Consider the following 22957-nt stretch of genomic DNA (forward strand, 5'->3'; position numbering starts at 1 on the left):
TGCTGCGCCTTGCCGATACGGCGCTGATCCTCGGTCAGCGCAACACGGAATGGTGCGGCCACGGCCCGGTCCTCGAAGAGGACATCGCACTCGCCAACATGAGCCTCGACCTGATCGGTCAGGCGCGCCTGCTCTACACGCATGCCGCCACGCTCGAAAAGGCGCTCACCGGCCGCGAACGCACCGAGGACGACTACGCCTATTTCCGCGCCGAGCGCGAATTCGCCAACTACACGTTCGCCGAGCTGCCGCATTTCGGCCCGCTCACCGGCACGACGCATTCGTCCAACGATTACGCCGTGACGATCGTGCGCAATTTTCTCTATGCCTCGCTGATGGCACATCTGTGGACGGCGCTGCTGCGCTCCGCCGATCCCCAGCTGGCCGCGATTGCGGAGCGCTCGATCAAGGAAACGCGCTACCACCTCCACCATGCGCGTGAGTGGCTGATCCGTTTCGGCGACGGCACCGACGAATCGCACCGCCGCGCGCAAGCCGCGCTCGACTGGCTGATGCCGTACACGCGCGAGTTCTTCAGCACCGACGCCGTGGAAACGGCCGTGGCCGAAGCCGGCATCGCGCCGCTCACCGCGCAGCTGGAAGCGGCGTGGCGCGCCGACGTGGAAGCCGCGTTCGAAGAAGCCACGCTCACGCTGCCCGAGCAGGTGTTCCACATCACGACCGGCAAGCACGGCGAACACTCGGAACACATGGGCTTCGTGCTCGCCGAGATGCAGAGCCTCGCGCGCCAGCATCCGGACGCGCGCTGGTAAGCACGCTTCACGCTCACGCAGGAACAGGGGAAGTCACGATGCAAGCAACGGCAGATCGCGCGCTCGAACGCGCGTGGGAAGTGCTCGAAGCGGTGCCCGATCCGGAGATCCCGGTCGTGTCGATCCGTGAACTGGGCATCCTGCGCGAAGTCCGCCGCGCCGAAGACGGCCACCTCGAAGTGGTGATCACACCCACTTACTCGGGCTGCCCGGCGATGTCGCAGATCGCGGAGGACGTCGGGCACGCGCTCGAAGCCGCCGCACTCGGGCCCTACCGCATTGCGACGACCTTGACGCCCGCGTGGACCACCGACTGGATCACCGACGAAGCGCGCGAGAAGCTGCGCGCCTACGGCATCGCGCCCCCCACCGGCAACTGCGGCGGCGGCGCGGGCCAAGCCGCCAGCGAGCAGCCCATCGCGTTCATCCCGAAGCTGCCCGCGCCCGCCTGCCCGCACTGCGGCTCGAAGCACACCGAACGCCTCGCGCAGTTCGGCTCGACCGCGTGCAAGGCGCTCTACCGCTGCATTGACTGCCGCGAACCCTTCGACTACTTCAAACCGTACTGATATGGCCACTCCGCAATTCCATTCGCTGCGCATCCGCGAAGTGCGGCCCGAAACCGCGGACGCGGTCTCTGTCGCTTTCGAAGTCCCGCCCGAGCTGCGCGACGCGTATCGCTTCACCCAGGGTCAGTTCGTCACGCTCAAGACCCATATCGACGGCGAGGAGACGCGCCGTTCGTACTCGATCTGCGTGGGCGTGACCGACTATGACCGCGACGGCGAACTGCGCATCGGCATCAAGCGCGTGCGCGGCGGGCGATTCTCGAACTTCGCGTTCGAGCAGCTCGCGCCGGGCCACGAAATCGAAGTGATGACGCCCGACGGCCGCTTCTTCACGCACCTGAACGCCGAGCACGGCAAGCACTACGTTGCGTTCTCGGGCGGCTCGGGCATCACGCCCGTGCTCGCGATCATCAAGACGACGCTCGAAACGGAGCCGCGCAGCGCGTTCACGCTCGTGTACGGCAATCGCAGCGTCGACGCGATCATGTTCGCCGAAGAGCTGGAGGACCTGAAGAACCGTTTCATGAGCCGCTTCCGGCTCTATCACGTCCTTTCCGACGACCTGCAGGACGTCGAGCTGTTCAACGGCGTGCTCGACCAGGCCAAGTGCGCGGCGTTCCTCGAAACGCTGCTGCCGGCCGACGAAATCGACGAGGCCTTCATCTGCGGTCCCGGCCCGATGATGGACGCAGCCGAGGCCGCGTTGAAGGACGCGGGGGTGCCGCAGCAGAATGTTCACGTCGAGCGCTTCGGCTCGCCGCTGCCGCAAGCGGGCGTGCCGCCTGTCGAAATCACGGAGAACACGCCGGCCGCGGACCTCGAAATCGTCATCGACGGCAAGAAGCGCAAGATGCGCCTGCCGTACGAAGGCGTGAGCCTGCTCGACGTCGGCCTGAAGGCGGGCCTCGCGCTGCCGTACGCCTGCAAGGGCGGCGTGTGCTGCACCTGCCGCGCGAAGGTGCTCGAAGGCGAGGTGAAAATGGACAAGAACTACACGCTCGAAGAGCAGGAAGTAAAAGACGGCTTCGTGCTCACCTGCCAGTGCCATCCGGTGAGCGAGCGTGTGGTCGTGAGCTACGACGAGCGTTAAGGCGTTAGCGCAACAGCCCGCTTTCGGCCTGCAGGCGATCCGCTTACACTAGGGGCCGCCCGCCGGTGTTGCAGCGCAGCGCTGCACACCGGCGGGCGGCCCTTTGTCTTTTGCGCGCTTTCGGGCGTCCTGGCGTTCGTCGTGAACGCAACGGGTTGTCGATGACCACAATTCACCTCATTTATGGCGAGCCTGGCGCGGCGGCGCTGCGCCGGGCGCTCCAGACGGCCGATCGCCAGGACCGCGTGATCGCCCTGCGCGACGACCTGACGGTAGGCCCGCTGCGCGATATCGACGAAGCGGGCGACCCAGGTGTGGCGCAACGCGCCGCCTTCTGGGAAGGCCTGGATGGCGCAACGGCCGCGCTTGCGCACGACGACTGCGCGGTGCTGACAGCGCTCGAGGCCGACGACGCCCACCTGGTGATCTGGCACACGCACGACGCCGCGCACCAGCTCGCGCTGCGGCGTGTCTGCTATCGCTTGCGCGCCGTCCCGCAGCGCTTGAACGAAGTGCGCCTCACCGCCGAACCCATTGCAGGCGCGAACCTCTCGGCCCGCCGCCTTTCGGCGCTGCTGCTCGACGCCGCACCGATCTCGGTACTGCGCATCACGCGCCTCGCGCTCGAGTGGCAGGGAGCCAAGTTCGCCAATGGCGAAATGCGCCGCTGGCGCGACAACACCTTTTCAAGCGGCACGTGGAGCGATCTCGACGCACTGATACTCGACGTGCTCGACGCCCACGAGCCGCGGCAGTCCGAAACCTCGTGGCTCGACAGCGACGCGCTCGGCGCGGCGCTCACGGGCGCCGGTTTCACGGTCGACGAGCCCGTTGTCCTGTGGCGCCTGCGCGAACTGTTCGCGGCCGAAGCACTGCGCCTGCGCGACGACGTGTGCGCCGCCAGCGCTCCCCTCGCGGCAGCCGCGCGCGCTGCGCGGCCGCCTCTCCCCAAAACCGCCACGCACCTTTCCTTCCCTCGCTGAATCCCATGGCACGCACCCGAGCGCCCGACCACGAAACTCAACGCGACCAGATCCTCGAACTCGCCGCCACCAAATTCGCGCAAACGAGCTACCCAAGCACGTCGATGGCCGACCTCGCGGCCGCGAGCGGCACCTCGAAGGCGCGGCTTTACCATTACTACGAAAGCAAGGAAGCGATCCTCTTCGATCTGCTCGACCGCTACACGAAGCGGCTGATGCTGATCATCGCGGAGGTGGAAGGGGCGAGCCAGCGGCGCGGCCTCGACGAACGCGAGAGCTTCGCGGAGCTGATCCGCGCTTTCCTGGCGGAATACGAAACCTCGCACAGCCGCCACGTGGCGCTTCTGAACGACGTCAAATACCTGGTGGACGCCCAGCGCGAGATCGTCCTGAACCGCCAGCGCGACGTGGTCGCCGCCTTTACACGCCAGCTGGCACGCGCCTACCCGGGTCGCGTGACGAGCGAAAACCAGACCGCGCTGACGATGATGGTCTTCGGCATGATCAACTGGACGTTTACCTGGCTCAAGCCAGGCGGCCGCATGGGCTATCGCGACTTTGCCGAACAGGTGATCGACGTGGTCGATCACGGCCTGAAGGGCGCCTGAGCGGGAGAAATTTCCGGGCTGGACTGCTGCGGTGCGACATGATGTATCGCGACAACAGTTGACCGGTCAAACTATTCGATCAGAATACTTCTTAAAAATCAAAGAGTTACACTTATAAATTTGTTAATTAGGTGCAACACTCAAATTTACACTCCGGGTTTTCCCTAGAGTGCACCCAGGGTTTCCGCTAGAATGCGTTCTGCACTGCATCATGCCGTACGCATTTTAAGGAGAACCCATCATGACCCTGCTTTCGACCCAAGCCAGCGAGCCGACCCTGGCGTCCGTTCGCTCGATGACGTCCGGTCATGCGCCCGTCATGGTGCGAGTACTCACTTCCGCAGACCGCGAACGCCTGCTCGCGCACTTCCTCGCACTGGAAAGCGACGACCGCCTGCTGCGCTTTGGCCAGGCCGCTCCGGACCACGTCATCGAGAAGTACGTGCGCTCGATGGACTTCACGCGCGACACCGTGTTCGGCGTGTTCGACCACCAGCTGCAACTGGTCGGCGTCGGCCATCTGGCGTATCTGCCGGCGGACGGTAACGGCCGCACCGCTGAATTCGGCGTGTCCGTGCTGGAAAGCGCGCGAGGTCAGGGCATCGGCTCGAAGCTGTTCGAGCGCGCCGCCATCCGCAGCCGCAATACGCATGTCACCACGCTCTACATGCATTGCCTGTCGCGCAACTCGACGATGATGCACATCGCGAAAAAGTCGGGCATGAAGATCGAGTACGCCTACGGCGAAGCCGACGCGTACCTTTCGCTCGAGCCGGCCGACCAGAGCAGCATCATCGCCGAAATGCTTCAGGAGCAAGCCGCCGTGTTCGACTACGCGCTCAAGCGTCAGGCGCGCCAGGCCAGCAAGTTCATCGAGACGATCCTGCCTCAAGCGGTCGCAGCGTGACTCCTGCCCCTCGGGACTGACTAATGCATTGGAAAAAGCGGCTTCGGCCGCTTTTTTTTCGTCAGCGGGGCGCGCAATCAGCGAATCGGCAACGCCGTCGTTTCCTTGAACGTGTCGAGTGAAAAGCTGGATTTCACGTCGATCACCGACGGATGGTGCAGCAACTGGCTCTGCACGAAGCGCGAGAAATGCGCCATATCCTCGACCTGCACGCGCAGGAGGAAGTCCATATCGCCAGTCATGGCGTGGCAGGCCACCACTTCCGGCCAGGTCTGCACGGCCGCGCGGAACAGTTCGGCGTGCGTCACGCCCTCGCGCCCCGCCGCCGTGGGCCCGCGCTTTTCGAGCCGCACGTTCACGTACGCGAGCAGGTCGAGCCCCAGCTTCTGGGCATCGAGCAGCGCCACGTAGGCGCGAATCACGCCGCTCTCCTCCAGGCGCCGGATGCGCCGCAAACACGGGCTCGGCGAGAGATTCACACGCTCCGCGATCTCCTGGTTGGAGAGGCGGCCATTCTCCTGAAGGATTGCCAGAATACGCCTGTCGATCGCATCCAATTCGAGGCTTGCCATTTTCTGCCCTCCCATGATTCTTTAAAGGCAGTTTATAGCGCAAACCGACGACAGCGCGACCCAACTCGCAAGTTTTCTCCCAATACGGCGGTCTACACTCTGCTACACGAAATCTGATCTACGTCAGGAGACAACCATGCTGGTCCCCACCTGGGAGAACCCCGTCGGCACCGACGGCTTCGAGTTCATCGAATACACCGCGCCGGACCCCAAGGCGCTCGGCAAGCTGTTCGAACGCATGGGCTTCACGGCCATTGCGCGTCATCGCCATAAGGACGTCACGCTCTATCGCCAGGGCGAGATCAACTTCATCGTCAACGGCGAACCCGATTCGTTCGCGCAGCGCTTTGCGCGTCTGCACGGCCCGTCGATCTGCGCGATCGCGTTCCGCGTGCAGGACGCCGCCAAGGCCTACAAGCACGCGCTCGAGCTGGGCGCATGGGGCTTCGACAACAAGACGGGCCCGATGGAGCTGAATATCCCCGCCATCAAGGGCATTGGCGATTCGCTGATTTATTTCGTCGATCGCTGGCGCGGCAAGAACGGCGCCGCGCCGGGCAGCATCGGCGACATCAGCATCTATGACGTCGACTTCGAGCCGATTGCGGGGGCCGACCAGCACCCGGTCGGGCACGGCCTCACCTACATCGATCACCTCACGCACAACGTCCACCGCGGCCGCATGAACGAGTGGGCGGAGTTCTACGAACGCCTCTTCAACTTCCGCGAAATCCGCTACTTCGACATCGAAGGCAAGGTGACGGGCGTGAAGTCCAAGGCGATGACCTCGCCCTGCGGCAAGATCCGCATTCCGATCAACGAGGAAGGCGGCGAGACCGCGGGCCAGATCCAGGAATACCTCGACGCCTATCATGGTGAGGGCATCCAGCACATCGCGCTCGGCACGAACGACATCTACCGCACCGTGGATGGACTGCGCGCCAAAGAGATCGCCCTGCTCGACACCATCGACACCTACTACGAGCTCGTGGACCGCCGCATCCCGAACCACGGCGAGCCGCTCGACGAGCTGAAAAAGCGCAAGATCCTGATCGACGGCATGCCCGAAGACCTGCTGCTGCAGATCTTCACGGAGAACCAGATCGGCCCGATCTTCTTCGAGATCATCCAGCGCAAGGGCAACCAGGGCTTCGGCGAAGGCAACTTCAAAGCCTTGTTCGAATCGATCGAGCTCGACCAGATCCGCCGAGGTGTGGTGCAGGACAAGGCCTGATCCGCATCGACCGCTAAGCCCGCTAAAGGCAAATAAAAAGGGCGAAGACCACGCGATCTTCGCCCTTTTTTCTTCTGAACCCTTCGCCGCACACCCCGGCGCCGGGCGGGTGAATGGAACGCTGCGCGGATCAGCGCGGCATCAGGATTTGCGCCCGGCTTTCGTGGCGGGCATCGCGTTCGTCCCCGCCTTGGCGCTCAGCGTGTACTCGGCGCAGCGGGTCGTTGCGTTCGCACCGCTCTTCGTGCTGGCGTTCGAATGCAGCGGCGTGCTGATGGCAAAGAATGCAGCCGAGACCGTCAGGAAGGTCTGGATATGTCGATGATTCATGCTGTACTCCTTTTTTCAGACTGCCTGTTGCGACAGCGCCCTTTCAAATACCGCTAACGACAAGGGGCGCTGAGCGGCTCGCACAGGTGAAGGAGTTAGACAGGATATTCAAGACCGGTTCCTCGCCTGTGCACTTTTTACACGTTGTTACTCGTCGGAAGAAATCCGATACATCCTTTGTTACATCGGATTTCGCCAAGTTTCGTGACGCCTGGACACCGGCCCGGAAAGTGCAGTGAGTTCCGGGTGTCAAGGCGGCGGGTTTATCCGAGTGCTACTATCGAAAAAAAGAAGCCAATATGGCGACCCCGGCCAACGCATTCACAAGATGCCGAGGCCCTGAATTTCTGGCGATCCCACAACGGATTGGTTGGAGGAAGACACATAATGAATGCCCCGCTAGACGCAGGTCAGCGCGCTTCGCTCGAAGCCGCACTCGCTTCCGTCACGCTCGACGATAAATACACCCTCGAACGCGGCCGCGCGTACATGAGCGGCATCCAGGCGCTGGTCCGCCTGCCGATGCTGCAGCAGGAACGCGACAAGGCCGCCGGTCTCAATACCGCGGGGTTCATCTCGGGATATCGTGGCTCGCCGCTCGGCGGTCTCGATCAGTCCCTCTGGAAGGCGAAGCAGCATCTCGCCGCGCATCAAATCGTGTTTCAGCCCGGCGTCAACGAAGACCTCGCCGCGACCGCCGTCTGGGGCTCGCAGCAGGTGAACCTGTACCCGGCCGCGAAATACGACGGCGTGTTTTCGATGTGGTACGGCAAGGGCCCCGGCGTCGACCGCAGCGGCGACGTCTTCAAGCACGGCAATTCGGCGGGCTCCTCGCCGCACGGCGGCGTGCTCGTGCTCGCCGGCGACGATCATGCGGCCAAGTCTTCCACGCTCGCGCACCAGTCGGAGCACATCTTCAAGGCCTGCGGCCTGCCGGTGCTGTTTCCGTCGAACGTGCAGGAATATCTCGACTTCGGCCTGCACGGCTGGGCCATGAGCCGCTACTCCGGCCTCTGGGTCGCGATGAAGTGCGTGACCGACGTGGTCGAATCGTCGGCTTCGGTGGAGATCGATCCGCATCGCACCAGCATCATCCTGCCCGAAGACTTCGCGATGCCCGAAGGCGGCCTCAACATCCGCTGGCCGGATCCGCCGCTCGTGCAGGAAGCGCGTCTGCTCGACTACAAGTGGTATGCGGGCCTCGCCTATGTGCGCGCGAACAAGCTCGACCGCGTCGAGATCGATTCGCCGCATGCGCGCTTTGGCATCATCACGGGCGGCAAGGCGTATCTCGACGTGCGCCAGGCGCTCACCGATCTCGGCCTCGACGACGAAACCTGCTCGCGCATCGGCATCCGGCTCTACAAGGTGGGCTGCGTGTGGCCGCTCGAGGCGCAGGGCGCGCACGCGTTCGCGCGCGGGCTCCAGGAAATTCTCGTGGTCGAGGAGAAGCGTCAGATCCTCGAATACGCGATCAAGGAAGAGCTGTACAACTGGCCTGACGCGCAGCGTCCGCGCGTGTTCGGCAAGTTCGACGAGAAGGATGGCGCCGGCGGCGAATGGTCGGTGCCGATGGGCAACTGGCTCCTGCCCGCGCACTACGAACTTTCGCCCGCGATCATCGCCAGGGCCATTTCCACGCGGCTCGACAAGTTCGAGCTGCCCTCCGACGTGCGTGCGCGCATCGCCGCACGCATGGCCGTGATCGAGGCCAAGGAAAAGGCGCTCGCAAAGCCGCGCGTGCAGGTCGAGCGCAAGCCGTGGTTCTGCTCCGGCTGCCCGCACAACACGTCGACCAACGTGCCCGAGGGCTCGCGCGCCATGGCCGGCATCGGCTGCCACTACATGACCGTGTGGATGGACCGCAACACGAGCACCTTCAGCCAGATGGGCGGCGAAGGCGTGGCGTGGGTCGGCCAGGCGCCGTTCACGAACGACAAGCACGTGTTCGCCAACCTGGGCGACGGCACCTACTTCCACTCGGGCCTGCTCGCCATACGCGCGGCGATCGCCTCCAAGGCGAACATCACGTACAAGATTCTCTACAACGACGCCGTGGCGATGACGGGCGGCCAGCCCGTCGACGGCACGCTCACCGTGCCGCAGATCACGCATCAGGTCGCAGCCGAAGGCGCGGCGAAGATCGTGATCGTCACCGACGAACCCGGGAAGTACGAGGGTGTGACAACGCTCGCGCCGGGCGTGACGATCCATCACCGCGACCAGCTCGATGCGATCCAGCGCGAGCTGCGCGAGATTCCCGGCACGACGATCCTGATCTACGACCAGACCTGCGCGACCGAAAAACGCCGCCGCCGCAAGCGCGGCACGTATCCGGACCCGGCGAAGCGCGTCGTCATCAACGAGGCCGTGTGCGAAGGTTGTGGCGATTGCTCGGTGCAATCGAATTGCCTGAGCGTCGAGCCGCTCGATACGGAATACGGCACGAAGCGCCAGATCAACCAGTCCACCTGCAACAAGGACTACTCGTGCCTGAAGGGCTTTTGCCCGAGCTTCGTGACGGTCGAAGGCGGCCAGCTGCGCAAGCCAAAGACCAGCAGCGTGGCGAACGAGGCGATGCCGGCCGTGCCGACGCCTGACGTGCCCGCGATCGATCGCCCCTATGGCGTGCTCGTCACGGGCGTGGGCGGTACCGGCGTGGTGACGATCGGCGCACTGCTCGGCATGGCCGCGCATCTCGAGGCCAAGGGCGTGACCGTGCTCGACGTGACCGGCCTCGCGCAAAAGGGCGGCGCGGTGATGAGCCACGTGCAGATCGCCAACCGCCCCGATGACATTCACGCTACGCGTATCGCCATGGGCGAGGCGAAGCTCGTGATCGGCTGCGACGCCATCGTGACCGCCGGCGACGACTGCGTCTCGCGCATGCAGGAAGGCATGACGCACGTGGTGCTCAATAGCGCGCACACGCCGACCGCCGAGTTCATCAAGAACCCGCAGTGGCAGTTCCCGGGCACCAGCACCGAAGCCGACGTGCGAGCGGCGGCGGGCACGGACAACGTCGCGACCGTCGATGCGAACCGCTACGCGCTAGCGCTGCTCGGCGATGCGATCTACACGAACCCCTTCGTGCTCGGCTACGCGTGGCAAAAGGGCTGGCTGCCGCTCATGCACGAGTCGCTCGTGCGCGCGATCGAACTGAACGCGGTGCAGGTCGAGAAGAACCTTGCGGCGTTCGAGTGGGGCCGGCGCGTGGCGCATGACCGCGCGGCCGTGGATCAGCTCGTGAAAAAGCCGGTTCTGGATCAGAACACGGACGCTGCCGGTGCGAAGATCGTTTCCCTGCACACGCCCAAGGCGCTCGACACGCTCATCGAAAAACGCGCGGAGTATCTCGCCGCGTATCAGAACGAGGCGTATGCGCGCCGTTATCGCGCGTTCGTCGAAAGCGTGCGGCAGGCCGAAGCGAAACTCGAACACGTGGATGGCCGGTCCCCGCTCACCGAAGCCGTGGCGAAGAACCTGCACAAGCTGATGGCGTACAAGGACGAATACGAAGTCGCGCGCCTTTACGCGGACCCGGCGTTCATCGAGAAGATCAAGGCGAGCTTCGAAGGCGACTGGAAGGTCAACTTCCATCTCGCGCCGCCCGCGTTCGCGAAGCACGACGACAAGGGCCATCTCGTGAAGAAACAGTACGGCCCGCGCATGCTCGCGGCCATGCGTCTGCTCGCGAAGCTCAGGTTCCTGCGCGGCACGGCGCTCGATCCGTTCGGCCGCACGGAAGAACGCCGTCATGAGCGTGCGCTCATTGGCGAATACGAGACGCTGATGCGCGAGGTGATGGGTGGGCTGAGCGAGGCTAATTTGCCGTTGGCACTGGAACTCGCGAACCTCCCCGATGCGATTCGCGGCTATGGCCACGTCAAGGAGAACAACCTCAAGGCCACGCGTGCGAAGTGGGCGACGCTGCTCGCGAAATGGCGCTCTCCGGAAAACGGCGCAGCGCGGCACGCGGCTTGATGCCGGCTTGACGCTGTTGAAGCTGTAAATACGAAGGGCGCTCCATGCAACATGGAGCGCCCTTTTCACATCAGGCGATCAGCGAAAGCTCGTTTACTTCGCCGCTGCCTTCGAGACCTCCGCGTTCGCCGAAGCCACCGCCGTCATGTTGATGATGCGTCGCACCGTCGCGGCAGGCGTGAGGATGTGCACCGGCTTCGACGCGCCCAGCAGGAACGGGCCGACCGTCACGCCTTCGCCGCCAATCACCTTCAGCAGGTTGTACGCGATGTTGGCCGCTTCCACGTTCGGCATGATCAGCAGGTTCGCTTCGCCCGTGAGCGTCGTGCCCGGGAACGACTGCTTGCGGATCAGCTCGGAGAGCGCCGCGTCGCCATGCATTTCGCCGTCCACTTCCAGTTGCGGCGCACGGGCGGCGATCAGCTCGCGCGCGGCCTGCATGCGCTGCGACGTCGACGAACGCACGCTGCCGAAGTTCGACGAAGAAAGCAGCGCGACCTTCGGCGTGATGCCGAACTTTTCGATCTCGCGCGCGGCGAGGATCGTCATGTCGGCGAGCTGCTCGGCGCTCGGCACTTCGTTCACGTAGGTATCGCTGATGAAGATGTTGCGCCCCGGCAGCATCAGCAGGTTCATCGCCGCGTAGTTTTCTGCTTCGCTGGCCTTGCCGAACACCTGGTCGACGAACTTGAGGTGATAGTCGAAGCTGTTCAGCAGACCGCAGATCATGCCGTCGGCATCGCCCAGATGCACGAGGATCGCGCCGATCAGCGTGTTGAACTTGCGCACCGAAGCCTTCGCCACTTCAGGCGTAACGCCCTGTCGCGCGCCGAGTTCGTGGTACGCCTGCCAGCTTTTCTGGAAGCGCGGATCGTCTTCGGGATCGACGATCTCGAAGTCGGTGCCCGGACGCAGCTTCGAGCCCATCTTCTTCAGGCGCATTTCCACGACCGACGGACGGCCCACGATGATGGGCCTGGCGATCTTCTCGTTGAGCACGAACTGGGCGGCGCGCAGCACGCGCTCGTCTTCGCCCTCGGCGAACACGATGCGCGCGCACTTCGCCTTCGCCGCCGCGAACACGGGCCGCATCACCATGCCCGAGCGGTAGACCGTCGCGCCAAGCTGCTCGCGGTAGGCTTCCATGTCCTGGATCGGGCGCGTGGCCACGCCCGAATCCATCGCGGCCTGCGCCACGGCCGGTGCGATCTTGATGATGAGGCGCGGATCGAACGGCTTCGGAATCAGGTACTCCGGGCCGAATTCGAGCGTGTGGCCTTCATAGGCCTTCGCCACTTCGTCGCCCTGGTCGGTTTCCTCGGCCAGTTCCGCGATCGCGCGCACGCATGCGAGCTTCATCTCTTCCGTGATGGTCGTCGCGCCCACGTCCAGCGCGCCACGGAAGATGAACGGGAAGCACAGCACGTTGTTGACCTGGTTCGGATAATCCGAACGTCCCGTGGCGATGATCGCGTCCGGGCGCACCTTCTTCGCTTCTTCCGGGCGGATTTCCGGCTCGGGGTTGGCGAGTGCGAGGATCAACGGCCTGTCGCCCATCTCCTTGACCATCTCGGGCTTGAGCACGCCTGCGCTCGAGCAGCCGAGGAACACGTCGGCGGCCTTGATCGCGTCGCCGAGCGTGCGCGCATCGGTGTTGGCGGCGTAGCGCGCCTTCGACGGATCGAGATTGCCGCGGCCTTCGTAGATCACGCCCTTCGAGTCGGCAACGAGGATGTTCTCCTTCTTGAGACCCAGCTTCACGAGCAGGTCGAGACACGCGATCGCCGCCGCGCCCGCGCCCGAACACACGAGCTTCACGCTGCCGAGATCCTTGCCCACGACCTTCAGGCCGTTGAGGATCGCAGCCGACGCGATGATCGCCGTGCCGTGCTGGTCGTCGTGGAAGACCGGGATCTTCATGCGCTCACGCAGCTTCTGCTCGATATAGAAGCACTCGGGCGCCTTGATGTCCTCGAGGTTGATGCCGCCGAGCGTCGGCTCGAGCATGGCGATGGCGTCGACGAGCTTGTCCGGGTCCAGTTCGTCGAGCTCGATGTCGAACACGTCGATGCCGGCGAACTTCTTGAACAGGCAGCCCTTGCCTTCCATCACCGGCTTGGCCGCGAGCGGGCCGATGTTGCCGAGGCCGAGCACGGCCGTGCCGTTCGTCACGACGCCGACGAGGTTGGCGCGCGAGGTGTATTTCTGCGCATCGAGCGGGTCTGCGTGGATCGCCTCACAAGCGGCTGCAACGCCGGGCGAGTAGGCAAGCGAAAGATCGACCTGGTTCGAGAGCGGTTTGGTCGGCGTGACCGAGATCTTGCCGGGCTTCGGATTCTGGTGATACGCGAGCGCGCTTTGCTTCAGTTGTTCATCCATTTTCAGGCCTGCCTGGACATGAGAGACGTAGAGAGAGAATGTTTTATTTTCGTAAGCCCACCAGGACGTCTCGCCGCGCAAGATTTCGAAGGCGTGGGATCCGCAGGCAAGCCAACGAACCCGGCAGCAGACGAAACGCAGACGAATCACCTGAACGACACGGCGCGAACTACGCGGCGCGAGCGCTCCAGCGGGGCCGATTAGTGTACACCTCGTGCCGTACACGTCCACTTGGGTCAGGCACTCATAGCGGGCATGGGCGCGGCTGAGAAAGCAGCGGCGCGCGCGATACCGTGTCGTCTTACGGATGAGCGGCGATCATTCGAGCGCCGCGCCGCGCCGTTCGGGAATCAGGAAGAGCGTGGCGAAGATGTCGAGTACATAGATCGAGGCGAGCATGCCGAGTGCCGCCGCGAAAGAGTAGCGCGCCGCGAGCGCGCCTACGGCGAGCGGCCCGAAGCCGCCCACGGCGCGGCCGATGTTGAAGAGCACGTTCTGCGCGGTTGCGCGCGCGGCGGTCGGATACAGCTCCGAGATGAGCGCACCATACCCGCCGATCATGCCGTTCACGAACACGCCCATCGCCGCGCCGCCGATCAACAGCGCGAACGGCGTGGAAAGCTGCGCGTAGACGAACACCATGATCACGGCGCCCGCCTGGTAGAACAGGAACGCTGGACGGCGGCCGAAGCGGTCGGCCGCGACGCCGAAGAGCCAGATGCCGAGCGCCATGCCAGCGACAGTCGCGGCGGTCCAGAGCCCCGACTTCGTGAGCGAATATCCAAAGGACTTCGACAGGTACGCGGGCAGCCAGATCATCAGCCCGTAATAACCGAAGTTCTGCACCGAGCAAAGCACGGCCACGCCGAGGCTCGCACGCGCGGTACGCGCATCGGCCACGAGCAGACGCAGCGCGCGCGGGCGTTCTGCCTTGCCGGCCACGGCAACGCGCTGTGCATGCGCAAGAAAGAGTGCTGGCTCCTCCACGCGCCGGCGCACCACGAACGAGACGACGGCCGGCAAAAGCCCGATTGCGAACATGCCGCGCCAGCCGATCACGGGCAGCAACAACGGCGTGAGCAGCGCCGCGGCCAGCACGCCCAGCTGCCAGCCAAGCCCGACATACGACGACGCCCGCGCGCGCAGCCGCGCCGGCCACGCCTCGGCGACGAGCGCCATGCCGATGCCGAACTCGCCGCCGAGCCCGATGCCGGCAATGGTGCGATAGACGAGCAGATCGCCGTAGCCGCGCGCGAGCGCGCACATCCCCGTGAAGACCGCGAAGAGCAAGATGGTCCAGGTGAGCACGCGCACGCGTCCGTAGCGATCGCTCAGGACACCGAACCCGATGCCGCCCGCGACCGCGCCGACGAGCGTCCACGTGACGAGCGCGCCAGCCTGCGCGCCGCTCAGATGCAGATCGGCGCTGATCGCGGGCAACATGAAGCCGAGCATCAGCAGATCGAAGCCGTCCATGGCGTAGCCGAGCACCGAAGCGACGAGTGCACGCAGGGCGTGGCCGCGCGTGGCAGCGGCTGTTGTGACAGAGGCGGCAGGCGGAGAAACGGCAGTCATGTGGGCAATCCTGTGGCGCACGCGCTCGCGGGGGAAGGCGAACCGGCGTGAGTGTAAAGGCGCGGCCAGACCGTCACAACCGAGGAACAAACGGACGGCACCGTTCGCGTCCGCCTGATGCCCGGGCGACAACGCCAACCGGAGCGTCCCGGGCGTTCGCGCCCCAGATAGCAGTCGCCGGTTGCCGGCGCGACTCGTCGGCGATCGTCAAGTCGGGTAAAATACCGGCCTACGCGCGCAAGAGAAGCCGTCCGGATCGGGCGAGTCGTCGAGACCCAGGATCGTGAGAAAGGTCAGACGATCGACGCCCCCGGGCCGCGCATCGCAGGCGCCGAAGCGAGGCTTCGGCGCCGCCGTGCCAGCGCCACCGGGCCACCGCGCCCACCCTCCTCCCGCACTCATACCCAAGGATTCGCCCATGACAGGCTACGATCGCCAGACGATCTCGGACACGACCGCCAAGATGCTGCTCGAAGTGAAGGCCGTGCACTTCAACGCCGAAAAGCCCTTCATCTTCACTTCCGGCTGGGCGAGCCCGGTCTACATCGACTGCCGCAAGCTCATCTCGTATCCGCGCGTGCGCCGCGGCCTGATGGAAATGGCCGAAGCCACGATCCTGCGCGACGTCGGCTACGAGCAGATCGACGCCGTGGCCGGCGGCGAAACCGCGGGCATTCCGTTCGCGGCATGGCTCTCCGACCGCCTGATGGTGCCCATGCAGTACGTGCGCAAGAAGCCGAAGGGCTTCGGCCGCAACGCGCAGATCGAGGGTCTCCTCACCGAAGGCCAGCGTGTTCTGCTCGTCGAAGACCTGACCACGGACAGCCGCAGCAAGATCAACTTCATCAATGCGTTGCGCACGGCCGGCGCGCAGGTGAACCACTGCTTCGTGCTGTTCCACTACAACATCTTCAAGGAAAGCGTTTCGGTCCTGAAAGACATCGACGTCGATCTGCACGCGCTCGCCACCTGGTGGGACGTGCTGCGCGTCGCCAAGCAGTCGGGCTACTTCGAGACGAAGACGCTCGACGAGGTCGAGAAATTCCTGCATGCGCCGGCAGAGTGGTCGGCGGCGCACGGCGGCGCGACAGCGGCACCGCAGTAAGCGCCCGCGCGCAGCTAGCGCAAAGCAAAAGGCCATCTGCTTCGTGGGCAGATGGCCTTTTTTACGGCCCCGTGCCGTAATTAACGTGCGGAAATCGACATGAGGAATTCAATGCGCCGTTTCTGCCTCGCCGCCCTCCTTTGACGCCTGCGAAGAAAGGTTGAGCAACCCATTGCTCTGCGCATACTGAAACAACTCCGGGTCTCGATCGAGTCCGAGCTTGCGCATCGCCGTATTTTTTTGGGTACTAATAGTCTTAATGCTGCGACTGAGTTTTTCGGATATTTCTTTAATCGTCATTCCCGAAACGAAAAGTCGTACGACTTCGAGTTCGCGTTTTGAGAGCGTGACTTCCTCCGATTTACCGCCGCTGTTAGCGCGAAACTGATCGAGCGCGATCCTCACCTGCGGGCTCATGTACTCGAGATTACGACTCACATGCTGCACCGCGAGGCCGATGTGGCTCAGATCGTCGGATTTGTGCACTACCGCGATCACGCCCAGCTCGCCGAGGCGTTTGAGCAGCGCGGCGTTCTCGAGCATCGTAAGGACGACGATGGGGATATTGGGGAAGTTGCGTCGCAGGTAGCCGATGAGCGGCAGGCCGTCACCATACTGGCCGCCAGGCATGGCAAGGTCGGTCACCAGCACATCGCAGGGAACCGTCTGCAACACCTTGACCAGCTCCGTGGATTGGCGTGCGCGGCCAACAACCTGAATTCCCGGGAAATTGAGTAGTGCCTGTTCCGCACCAAACAAGATCACCGGATGATCGTCGGCGACTACGACCCTGATTGGTTGCTGCATTACCCCTCCGTGTAGCCAAATCTGTTTCTCTCTCCGGCGCGCGGCAAGTTCATATTGGCTTCTTCTTGTGGCGCCCGGCGGCCTCACGTGCCCGAACGGGAGATTTCATGACTATAGCCGAATCTTTCGGCGCACTTTGTTCACGTGCAGGAGAAACCTCGCTCGCTTATGCCCGCTATATTGGACAGATTTGGGCCAGAGGGCAAATGAAACGTTTCCTTCAGGAGAATGTGGCCCGAATTTCACAAACCCAGGAGAACTCGCTGATGCGCACTCCATATGACTTCGAGCTGAATTGCGCGCCCCGCGCAAGCATAATCGCGAGGCTTGCCGTGGCGAGTCTCGGGATCGTTTCGGCTTTAGCTTATTCTGGCGAAAACTTCGCACTCTCCAGCGCCGACCTGACGGATGGCGGCAAAATCGGCCCACGCCAGATATTTAACGACGCGGGATGCAACGGCCCGAATCGATCACCGAGCTTGACGTGGCGCAATGCTCCAGCGGGGACGCGGAGCTTCGCCATTACTGTCTTCGATCGCGACGCGCCAGGGCGCGGCTGGTGGCACTGGGCCGTCGCCAATGTTCCCGCGAATGTGACGAGCCTGCCCGAGAATGCCAGCGCGTCGGGCGCGCTGCGCAAGCTCGGCGCAATCGAGGCGCGCAACGATTTCAACGTCGACGGTTACGGCGGACCTTGCCCGCCTCCGGGCAATCCGCATCGCTACGTCATCACCGTTTATGCATTGCGCATCGACACGCTCCCCCTCGCCCAGGGGCGCCCCGCTGCGTTGTTCGATCGCGAAATCAGCGGGTCGACCCTTGGCAGCGCGAAGCTCACGGTGACATACGGTCGTTGATCGAGCGCGCCGTGGGTCGAGAGCGGTTCACCGCGAGGTATGCGTCGGGCGGCCAACATGCGCCCGAGCGCCTCTGGCGAACCGACGCCCGCAAGATCGCGAGCCGTTCGGTCCCCGAAGAAATCCTGCGGCGCTACACGTGCCTTCACGCGTGGCTCGCCTCGGCTCGCGGGCAGACCCGTTTTTTTGGCGACGCGTTCACACGTGCGCCCGCATGAAGTCTTAAAATACCGTTCCGGCGCCGCCTGGCTGACGCGTGGCGCAGCGCCCGGCATAGCCTCTGCAATTCCGCTTGCAACTTCGCTTGCAACCCCGCAATCCCCGCGTTCAGAGAGACCGAGATGAGCACGAAAGTTTTTGTCGACGGACAGGAAGGCACGACTGGCCTGAAGATTTTTGAATACCTGTCACCGCGCACCGACGTCGAAATCCTGCGTATCGACGATGCGAAGCGCAAGGACGTCGAGGAACGCCGCCGTCTCATCAACGCTTCGGACGTCACCTTCCTCTGCCTGCCAGACGTTGCCTCGCGCGAATCCGCGTCGCTCGTCGAGAACGACCGTACCGTGCTGATCGACGCGAGCACGGCGTTCCGCACGCACGCGGACTGGGCCTATGGCCTGCCCGAGTTGACCCGCGCGCAGCGGGAAAAGGTGCGTACCTCGAAGCGCATCGCGGTGCCGGGGTGCCACGCGTCGGCGTTCATTCTGGCCATGCGCCCGCTCGTCGAGGCGGGCCTCGTCGCGCCGGAATTCGCCGCGCATAGCTACTCGCTCACGGGCTACAGCGGCGGCGGCAAGAAGATGATTGCGGAGTACGAAGCAGGCGGCAACGCGAAGCTCGCGAGCCCGCGTCCCTACGCGCTCGGCCTCACGCACAAGCATCTGCCGGAAATGGCGGTGCACGGCGGCCTGAAGTCGGCGCCGGTGTTCACGCCGATCGTCGGACCGTTCTACAAGGGACTCGCCGTCACCACTTATTTTTCGCCGCAGCAGCTCACGCGTCGCGCCAGACCGCAAGACGTGCAGGCGCTCTTCGCCGAGTACTACGCCGGCGAGCCGTTCGTGCGCGTCGCGCCTTTCAACGCCGAGGAGAATCTCGACGCCGGCATGTTCGACGTGCAGGCGAACAACGACACGAACCGCGTCGACCTCTTCGTGTTCGGCAATGAAGAGCAGTTCGTCACCGTCGCGCGCCTCGACAATCTGGGCAAGGGCGCCTCGGGCGCGGCGATCCAGTGCATGAACGTCGCGATCGGCGCGGCTGAGAATACTGGCCTGCATGCCTGATGCGCCCGCAACGGGAGCGCAAACAAGAAAACCGGCTCGTTGAGCCGGTTTTTTTTCGCCCGTACGAAGCGTACGCGTCCGACGTACAGGCAAAAAAAAGCCCGCCAATGTCGGCGGGCTTAATCCATATCAGAGGAGACATGGAGGAGACAGGAACCAGTATAGCGACTAGCGTGATGCAATGCAACATGTAAAGTAGTGCACACCCTGAATGTTGCTTCGCAACAACGCATTTGTCACGATCCCGTCATAGAAAGAATGAACATCAGCTGATCGAGCCCTACGGGCCGCACGAGATGGACGTCGAAGCCCGCCGCCAGCGCCTCGTCGCGGTGGCGCGATTCTCCCCACCCGGCCAGCGCGATCAGCAATGGCACGCGTTCGCCGCTCACCGCGCGAAGGCGGCGCACGATCGTGGCCGGCTCGTCCTGCGCCAGCGAAAGCGCCATGACGGCCACGGCCGGGGCTCGGCGCGCCGCTAGCTGGATCGCGTCGTCGAGCGTCTTCGCGGCGGAGACCCCGTAGCCAAGGTCGGTCAGCAAGGTGCTGAGCCCGTTCAGTGACTTCTCGTCGTTATCGGCGATCAGGATGCGGGTCTCCATTCGCCGTCTCCTACCCTGTTGTGGCTGCGCGCCCAGATTTCCCGTTGGGTCTGTCGTGCGGCCTGTCGTCTGACCGGTTTCCCGTCCTGCATTCGCGAACGGTGCCGGGAATCCGGCCGCCGTCCGTTGCGATGCGCCCCTATTGTGCTTAGCCGCCCGGCACGCATTTGTGCGTCACCGAGCGGTTGTCTGAAGATTTTGACGCCGTATGACCGGGCAACGTTCGCCGCGGCTCATTGCATCGTGACGCGAGGCGGCGATTCGACGACGAGCCAGCTCCCGCTCGGCTGCCGCCAGCCGCTATCCGATGCCGCGCCCCGCGCGACGCGCCGCCACGTTGCCCAGCACGGCGAAATCGCGCTCGCCGTCGCCATGCGCCACCGCTTCGAGCAAACTGTCGCGCAGCACGCTCGCGAGAGGCATCGGCGTTGCCGCCTGGTCGGCGGCGGCCAGCGCGAGCCGCACGTCCTTGAGGCCGAGACGCGCCTTGAAAAGCGCCGGCTCGTAGCGCCGCTCGGCGATCATGGCGCCATAGCCCGCATAAACCGGACCCGGAAACGGTCCGCCCGTCACGACGTCGAGAAAGTCGCGCATCGGCACACCGTAGCCGTCGAGCAGCGCCGCCGCCTCGCCGAGCGACTCCACGGCCGAAGCCAGCATGAAATTCGCGGCGAGCTTCATCACGTTTGCCTGCTGCGGCTGGGCGCCGACGTGCCATGTCTTCTGGCCGATCGCGTCGAAAAGCGGTTGCACGCGCGCTATTGCTTCGGCCGCCCCAGCGGCCATGATCGTGAGCTTCGCCGCCTGCGCGGCATCCGGCCTTCCCAGCACCGGCGCCGCGACGTAGTGCAGGCCGCGCGAGGCATGCGCCTGCGCCAGCGATTCGGCCAGCGCCACCGAAATGGTCGCCATGTTCACGTGCACGAGCCCTTGACGGGCATGGTCGAGCAGCGTCGCGTCGATCACCTCGCGCAGCGCGGCGTCATCGGCGAGCATCGAAACCACGGCATCGCCGGCAAAGGCCTCACGAGGCGAGCCGACGATGCGCGCGCCCGCCGCCGCTGAAGCCTGCGCCTTCGCCGCCGTGCGGTTCCATACGCGCACCGTATGGCCCGCCTTCAGCAGATTGCCGACCATCGCGGCGCCCATCTCGCCGAGACCGATAAAGCCAATGTCCATCGCCCACTCCTTCCACGAAAAGCCGTGACAACAACCGGGAAAACGTCCACTAGAACACAAGCCGGCCCACGTTGCATGCGCGCCCCGAGGAAATGAACGCGCCGCCGCGCGCGGCGAGGCATGCGGTGCGATACTGCTTTGCATGGTCACCGCCACCTTCCGCTTTTATGAGGAGCTGAACGACTTTCTGGCGCGGCCGCTGCGCCGGCGTGCGTTCAGTTGCGCCTGCGCGCGCAACGCCACGGCGAAGCACATGATCGAAGCGCTCGGCGTGCCGCATACGGAGGTCGAGCTGATTCTCGTGAATGGCGAATCGGTAGGTTTCGAGCACCCGCTCGCCGACGGCGACCGCGTGGCCGTCTACCCGAAGTTCGAGGCGCTCGACATCCGGCCCCTGCTGCGCGTGCGCGACGCGCCGCTGCGCGAGTTGCGCTTCGTCGCCGATGCGCATCTTGGCGGCCTCGCCCAGCTCCTGCGGCTGGCCGGCTTCGACACGCTCTACGACAACCACTACCCCGACGACGAAATCGAGACGCTCGCCGCCGCCGAGCACCGCATCGTGCTCACGCGCGACCGCGAGCTGCTCAAGCGGCGCAGCATTACGCACGGCTGTTACGTGCGCGCGCTCAAGCCGCGCGCCCAGGTCCACGAGATCTTCGAGCGGCTCGACCTTGCGGCGAGCGCCCGGCCGTTCCGTCTGTGTCTCATGTGCAACGCGCCGCTGCGGCCCATCGAGCGCGCGGCCGTGCGCAAGCGTGTGCCGGAGGGTGTCTATGAGCGGCAAACGCGCTTCGTCACCTGCGACGTCTGCGAGCGCGTGTTCTGGGAAGGCTCGCACTGGCAGCGCATGCGCGCGCTAATGGATGGCCTCACGCGCCGAACCGGCGGTCCGCTCGAGACGCCCGACGCGCGCGAAGTCCGCAAGCGGCACGACGACGGCGAAGGGCTGGATCCAGGCGGCGCCTGAAGGCGAGCGTCGCTGGTTCGGCACCGCCGCACCTGCCGGCAATGGACGCGCGCGAGCGTTTGCGTACAATGCGCGCCACCGCCCAACACCGGAGCACGACATATGGCCATGAAGAAAACCGACCTTGAAAAGAACAAGGCGCTGAAACTGATGCAGGCGACGCACAAGTCCGGGCCCGAGCGCTTCGGCAAGGGCTCGGCGGCACCGGCGCTGGACCGCCGCGAGCAACGCAAGCTGGATCAGGCGCAAGGGCTCGTGCCGTTCGCGTGCAAGCTCAACGCCGAACTCGTCGAGAAGCTGAAGTCGCGCGCCGCGGACCATCCGGGCGGCCTCAACGGCCTGGTCGCCGAACTGCTCGAGGCTGGACTCGCACGTTGAGCGCCCGGGCGGCGCCGTCGAGCCCTCTCGCGCTGCAACGCCCACGGCGAACGAAAAAAAAAGCCAGAGCAATGCTCTGGCTTTTTCATGGCCACGGTTGCGCGCGGCGTCGAAACCGCGCGAACCTGGCCGCGCAGGCGTTTTAGTTCGCCTGACCCTTGTCGGCGGTGCCGGCGGCCGATGCGCTTTCCGACACAGCGGCGCGCTTGCCGTGTTGCTTGAGCTCCTTGTGGTGCTTCTTGGCCTTCGCCGGTGCGCTGGCTGCCGGCGCGGTTGCGGCGGGAGCCGAAGCGTCTTGTGCAAATGCCTGAACCGAAATCAGTGCGACCGATGCTGCGATGAGCGAGGCGAGAGTCTTTTTCATCTGTTGTTCCCCAAACCTGACAAATAATGACCGGCACGTTGTGAATTAGAGCAGCGTGAAACCGCGACACGGTCCGCTTGCCGATCGGGGCGGGCGTTTCGCGCGAAGCAGTATCACGCAGCGTTGGACGTTTGTCATCCGTAAATGGACCGGTGTATTTTCCGGGCGACAATTTCCTTTCAATTCGGATACGATTGGCATTTACGCTCCGCGGTTCGTTGTCCTTTCGCGTAATGCGCTGAATTGCCTTGCCGCTGGTCAGTTCGTGTCCGATTCGCAGCGAATCCAGGCACGATCGCAGACACGATCGCGAGCAAGGAAACGACCCCTAACGTCCCATGCGCAACAGTGCGCCGCACGCGATCGGCGCGCTGGCCGCCGAAAGCGCCGTCGCACCCCCCGCTG

At 64.5% G+C, this 22957-nt stretch carries 21 protein-coding genes; 13 read left to right on the forward strand and 8 right to left on the reverse strand.

All coding sequences use genetic code 11. From position 1 onward, the window contains the following. The first annotated feature begins 2 nt into the window (after window positions 1-2). From paaC to VSR34_RS26515, 6 genes are all read left to right on the forward strand, one after another. A complete protein-coding gene (gene paaC, locus VSR34_RS26490; RefSeq protein WP_342964011.1) occupies window positions 3-773 on the forward strand; it encodes a 1,2-phenylacetyl-CoA epoxidase subunit PaaC in 771 nt (256 codons plus the stop codon). A 38-nt stretch (window positions 774-811) separates the two neighbouring features. Further along, window positions 812-1342: a 1,2-phenylacetyl-CoA epoxidase subunit PaaD gene (gene paaD, locus VSR34_RS26495; RefSeq protein WP_042292954.1), complete on the forward strand. Its 531-nt coding sequence runs from the start codon at window positions 812-814 to the stop codon at window positions 1340-1342. A 1-nt stretch (window position 1343) separates the two neighbouring features. Continuing rightward, complete coding sequence (gene paaE, locus VSR34_RS26500) at window positions 1344-2432, forward strand: 1,2-phenylacetyl-CoA epoxidase subunit PaaE (protein ID WP_342964012.1); 1089 nt, start codon at window positions 1344-1346, stop codon at window positions 2430-2432. A gap of 161 nt (window positions 2433-2593) precedes the next feature. After that, entirely contained in the window at window positions 2594-3415 is an 822-nt protein-coding gene (locus tag VSR34_RS26505) for a DUF1835 domain-containing protein (protein ID WP_342964013.1), read from the forward strand. Between the two features lie 5 nt (window positions 3416-3420). Next, complete coding sequence (locus VSR34_RS26510) at window positions 3421-4023, forward strand: TetR/AcrR family transcriptional regulator (RefSeq protein WP_028232818.1); 603 nt, start codon at window positions 3421-3423, stop codon at window positions 4021-4023. Window positions 4024-4264: 241 nt separating this feature from the next. Further along, entirely contained in the window at window positions 4265-4930 is a 666-nt protein-coding gene (locus VSR34_RS26515; RefSeq protein WP_342964014.1) for a GNAT family N-acetyltransferase, read from the forward strand. Between the two features lie 77 nt (window positions 4931-5007). Here the strand turns inward: VSR34_RS26515 and VSR34_RS26520 are convergent, their stop codons facing one another. Then, complete coding sequence (locus VSR34_RS26520) at window positions 5008-5502, reverse strand: Lrp/AsnC family transcriptional regulator (RefSeq protein WP_342964015.1); 495 nt, start codon at window positions 5500-5502, stop codon at window positions 5008-5010. 136 nt (window positions 5503-5638) lie between these two features. On the opposite strand from VSR34_RS26520, the gene hppD reads away from it, so the two are divergent. Next, window positions 5639-6736 carry a 4-hydroxyphenylpyruvate dioxygenase gene (hppD, locus tag VSR34_RS26525; protein ID WP_028215302.1) on the forward strand — a complete coding sequence of 366 codons (1098 nt, stop codon included), beginning with the start codon at window positions 5639-5641 and terminating at the stop codon, window positions 6734-6736. A gap of 141 nt (window positions 6737-6877) precedes the next feature. Here hppD and VSR34_RS26530 read toward each other — a convergent pair whose 3' ends face one another. Continuing rightward, window positions 6878-7066, reverse strand: a complete 189-nt coding sequence (locus VSR34_RS26530) for a hypothetical protein (protein WP_342964016.1) — start codon at window positions 7064-7066, stop codon at window positions 6878-6880. A 387-nt stretch (window positions 7067-7453) separates the two neighbouring features. Here VSR34_RS26530 and VSR34_RS26535 point away from each other — a divergent pair, with 387 nt between their 5' ends. After that, on the forward strand, window positions 7454-11050 hold the full coding sequence (locus VSR34_RS26535) for an indolepyruvate ferredoxin oxidoreductase family protein (RefSeq protein ID WP_342964017.1): 3597 nt from the start codon (window positions 7454-7456) through the stop codon (window positions 11048-11050). A gap of 93 nt (window positions 11051-11143) precedes the next feature. On the opposite strand, the gene VSR34_RS26540 is transcribed toward VSR34_RS26535, so the two are convergent. Then, complete coding sequence (locus VSR34_RS26540) at window positions 11144-13429, reverse strand: NADP-dependent malic enzyme (RefSeq protein WP_176072324.1); 2286 nt, start codon at window positions 13427-13429, stop codon at window positions 11144-11146. A gap of 318 nt (window positions 13430-13747) precedes the next feature. Further along, window positions 13748-15004 (reverse strand): MFS transporter, encoded by a 1257-nt coding sequence (locus VSR34_RS26545; protein ID WP_028212101.1) that lies wholly within the window; start codon window positions 15002-15004, stop codon window positions 13748-13750. 418 nt (window positions 15005-15422) lie between these two features. Between VSR34_RS26545 and VSR34_RS26550 the strand changes: the two genes are divergently transcribed. Then, the gene (locus VSR34_RS26550) at window positions 15423-16109 is read left to right on the forward strand and encodes an orotate phosphoribosyltransferase (RefSeq protein ID WP_028212100.1); all 687 of its coding nucleotides are present in this window, start codon (window positions 15423-15425) and stop codon (window positions 16107-16109) included. Window positions 16110-16217: 108 nt separating this feature from the next. Here the strand turns inward: VSR34_RS26550 and VSR34_RS26555 are convergent, their stop codons facing one another. Beyond that, complete coding sequence (locus VSR34_RS26555) at window positions 16218-16916, reverse strand: response regulator transcription factor (protein ID WP_028232739.1); 699 nt, start codon at window positions 16914-16916, stop codon at window positions 16218-16220. Window positions 16917-17182: 266 nt separating this feature from the next. Between VSR34_RS26555 and VSR34_RS26560 the strand changes: the two genes are divergently transcribed. Both VSR34_RS26560 and argC read left to right on the forward strand, forming a co-directional pair. Continuing rightward, window positions 17183-17773: a YbhB/YbcL family Raf kinase inhibitor-like protein gene (locus VSR34_RS26560; RefSeq protein WP_042292304.1), complete on the forward strand. Its 591-nt coding sequence runs from the start codon at window positions 17183-17185 to the stop codon at window positions 17771-17773. Window positions 17774-18114: 341 nt separating this feature from the next. Continuing rightward, window positions 18115-19062: an N-acetyl-gamma-glutamyl-phosphate reductase gene (gene argC, locus VSR34_RS26565; protein WP_342964018.1), complete on the forward strand. Its 948-nt coding sequence runs from the start codon at window positions 18115-18117 to the stop codon at window positions 19060-19062. A 236-nt stretch (window positions 19063-19298) separates the two neighbouring features. Here the strand turns inward: argC and VSR34_RS26570 are convergent, their stop codons facing one another. After that, window positions 19299-19664 (reverse strand): response regulator, encoded by a 366-nt coding sequence (locus VSR34_RS26570; RefSeq protein ID WP_028212095.1) that lies wholly within the window; start codon window positions 19662-19664, stop codon window positions 19299-19301. 300 nt (window positions 19665-19964) lie between these two features. Continuing rightward, entirely contained in the window at window positions 19965-20843 is an 879-nt protein-coding gene (locus VSR34_RS26575) for an NAD(P)-dependent oxidoreductase (RefSeq protein WP_028232742.1), read from the reverse strand. A gap of 142 nt (window positions 20844-20985) precedes the next feature. Here VSR34_RS26575 and VSR34_RS26580 point away from each other — a divergent pair, with 142 nt between their 5' ends. Continuing rightward, the gene (locus VSR34_RS26580; RefSeq protein ID WP_042292307.1) at window positions 20986-21810 is read left to right on the forward strand and encodes a Mut7-C RNAse domain-containing protein; all 825 of its coding nucleotides are present in this window, start codon (window positions 20986-20988) and stop codon (window positions 21808-21810) included. Window positions 21811-21912: 102 nt separating this feature from the next. After that, window positions 21913-22188 (forward strand): hypothetical protein, encoded by a 276-nt coding sequence (locus VSR34_RS26585; protein WP_028212093.1) that lies wholly within the window; start codon window positions 21913-21915, stop codon window positions 22186-22188. A 142-nt stretch (window positions 22189-22330) separates the two neighbouring features. Here VSR34_RS26585 and VSR34_RS26590 read toward each other — a convergent pair whose 3' ends face one another. Continuing rightward, window positions 22331-22552: a hypothetical protein gene (locus VSR34_RS26590; RefSeq protein ID WP_028212092.1), complete on the reverse strand. Its 222-nt coding sequence runs from the start codon at window positions 22550-22552 to the stop codon at window positions 22331-22333. Window positions 22553-22957 lie beyond the last annotated feature (405 nt).

Origin of the sequence: Paraburkholderia sp. JHI2823 (assembly GCF_038900695.1) — a bacterium.
In the GTDB taxonomy this organism is placed as follows: domain Bacteria; phylum Pseudomonadota; class Gammaproteobacteria; order Burkholderiales; family Burkholderiaceae; genus Paraburkholderia; species Paraburkholderia mimosarum.

Excerpts from the sequence above, each read along its gene's own strand:
- VSR34_RS26580 (WP_042292307.1), top strand. The coding sequence starts at position 20,986 with ATGGTCACCGCCACCTTCCGCTTTTATGAGGAGCTGAACGACTTTCTG.
- VSR34_RS26520 (WP_342964015.1), bottom strand. The coding sequence starts at position 5,502 with ATGGCAAGCCTCGAATTGGATGCGATCGACAGGCGTATTCTGGCAATC.
- VSR34_RS26585 (WP_028212093.1), top strand. The coding sequence starts at position 21,913 with ATGGCCATGAAGAAAACCGACCTTGAAAAGAACAAGGCGCTGAAACTG.
- VSR34_RS26570 (WP_028212095.1), bottom strand. The coding sequence starts at position 19,664 with ATGGAGACCCGCATCCTGATCGCCGATAACGACGAGAAGTCACTGAAC.
- argC (WP_342964018.1), top strand. The coding sequence starts at position 18,115 with ATGAGCACGAAAGTTTTTGTCGACGGACAGGAAGGCACGACTGGCCTG.
- VSR34_RS26535 (WP_342964017.1), top strand. The coding sequence starts at position 7,454 with ATGAATGCCCCGCTAGACGCAGGTCAGCGCGCTTCGCTCGAAGCCGCA.
- VSR34_RS26505 (WP_342964013.1), top strand. The coding sequence starts at position 2,594 with ATGACCACAATTCACCTCATTTATGGCGAGCCTGGCGCGGCGGCGCTG.
- VSR34_RS26560 (WP_042292304.1), top strand. The coding sequence starts at position 17,183 with ATGCGCACTCCATATGACTTCGAGCTGAATTGCGCGCCCCGCGCAAGC.
- VSR34_RS26550 (WP_028212100.1), top strand. The coding sequence starts at position 15,423 with ATGACAGGCTACGATCGCCAGACGATCTCGGACACGACCGCCAAGATG.
- VSR34_RS26545 (WP_028212101.1), bottom strand. The coding sequence starts at position 15,004 with ATGACTGCCGTTTCTCCGCCTGCCGCCTCTGTCACAACAGCCGCTGCC.
- VSR34_RS26575 (WP_028232742.1), bottom strand. The coding sequence starts at position 20,843 with ATGGACATTGGCTTTATCGGTCTCGGCGAGATGGGCGCCGCGATGGTC.
- VSR34_RS26540 (WP_176072324.1), bottom strand. The coding sequence starts at position 13,429 with ATGGATGAACAACTGAAGCAAAGCGCGCTCGCGTATCACCAGAATCCG.
- hppD (WP_028215302.1), top strand. The coding sequence starts at position 5,639 with ATGCTGGTCCCCACCTGGGAGAACCCCGTCGGCACCGACGGCTTCGAG.
- paaE (WP_342964012.1), top strand. The coding sequence starts at position 1,344 with ATGGCCACTCCGCAATTCCATTCGCTGCGCATCCGCGAAGTGCGGCCC.
- VSR34_RS26515 (WP_342964014.1), top strand. The coding sequence starts at position 4,265 with ATGACCCTGCTTTCGACCCAAGCCAGCGAGCCGACCCTGGCGTCCGTT.
- VSR34_RS26555 (WP_028232739.1), bottom strand. The coding sequence starts at position 16,916 with ATGCAGCAACCAATCAGGGTCGTAGTCGCCGACGATCATCCGGTGATC.
- paaD (WP_042292954.1), top strand. The coding sequence starts at position 812 with ATGCAAGCAACGGCAGATCGCGCGCTCGAACGCGCGTGGGAAGTGCTC.
- VSR34_RS26590 (WP_028212092.1), bottom strand. The coding sequence starts at position 22,552 with ATGAAAAAGACTCTCGCCTCGCTCATCGCAGCATCGGTCGCACTGATT.
- VSR34_RS26530 (WP_342964016.1), bottom strand. The coding sequence starts at position 7,066 with ATGAATCATCGACATATCCAGACCTTCCTGACGGTCTCGGCTGCATTC.
- VSR34_RS26510 (WP_028232818.1), top strand. The coding sequence starts at position 3,421 with ATGGCACGCACCCGAGCGCCCGACCACGAAACTCAACGCGACCAGATC.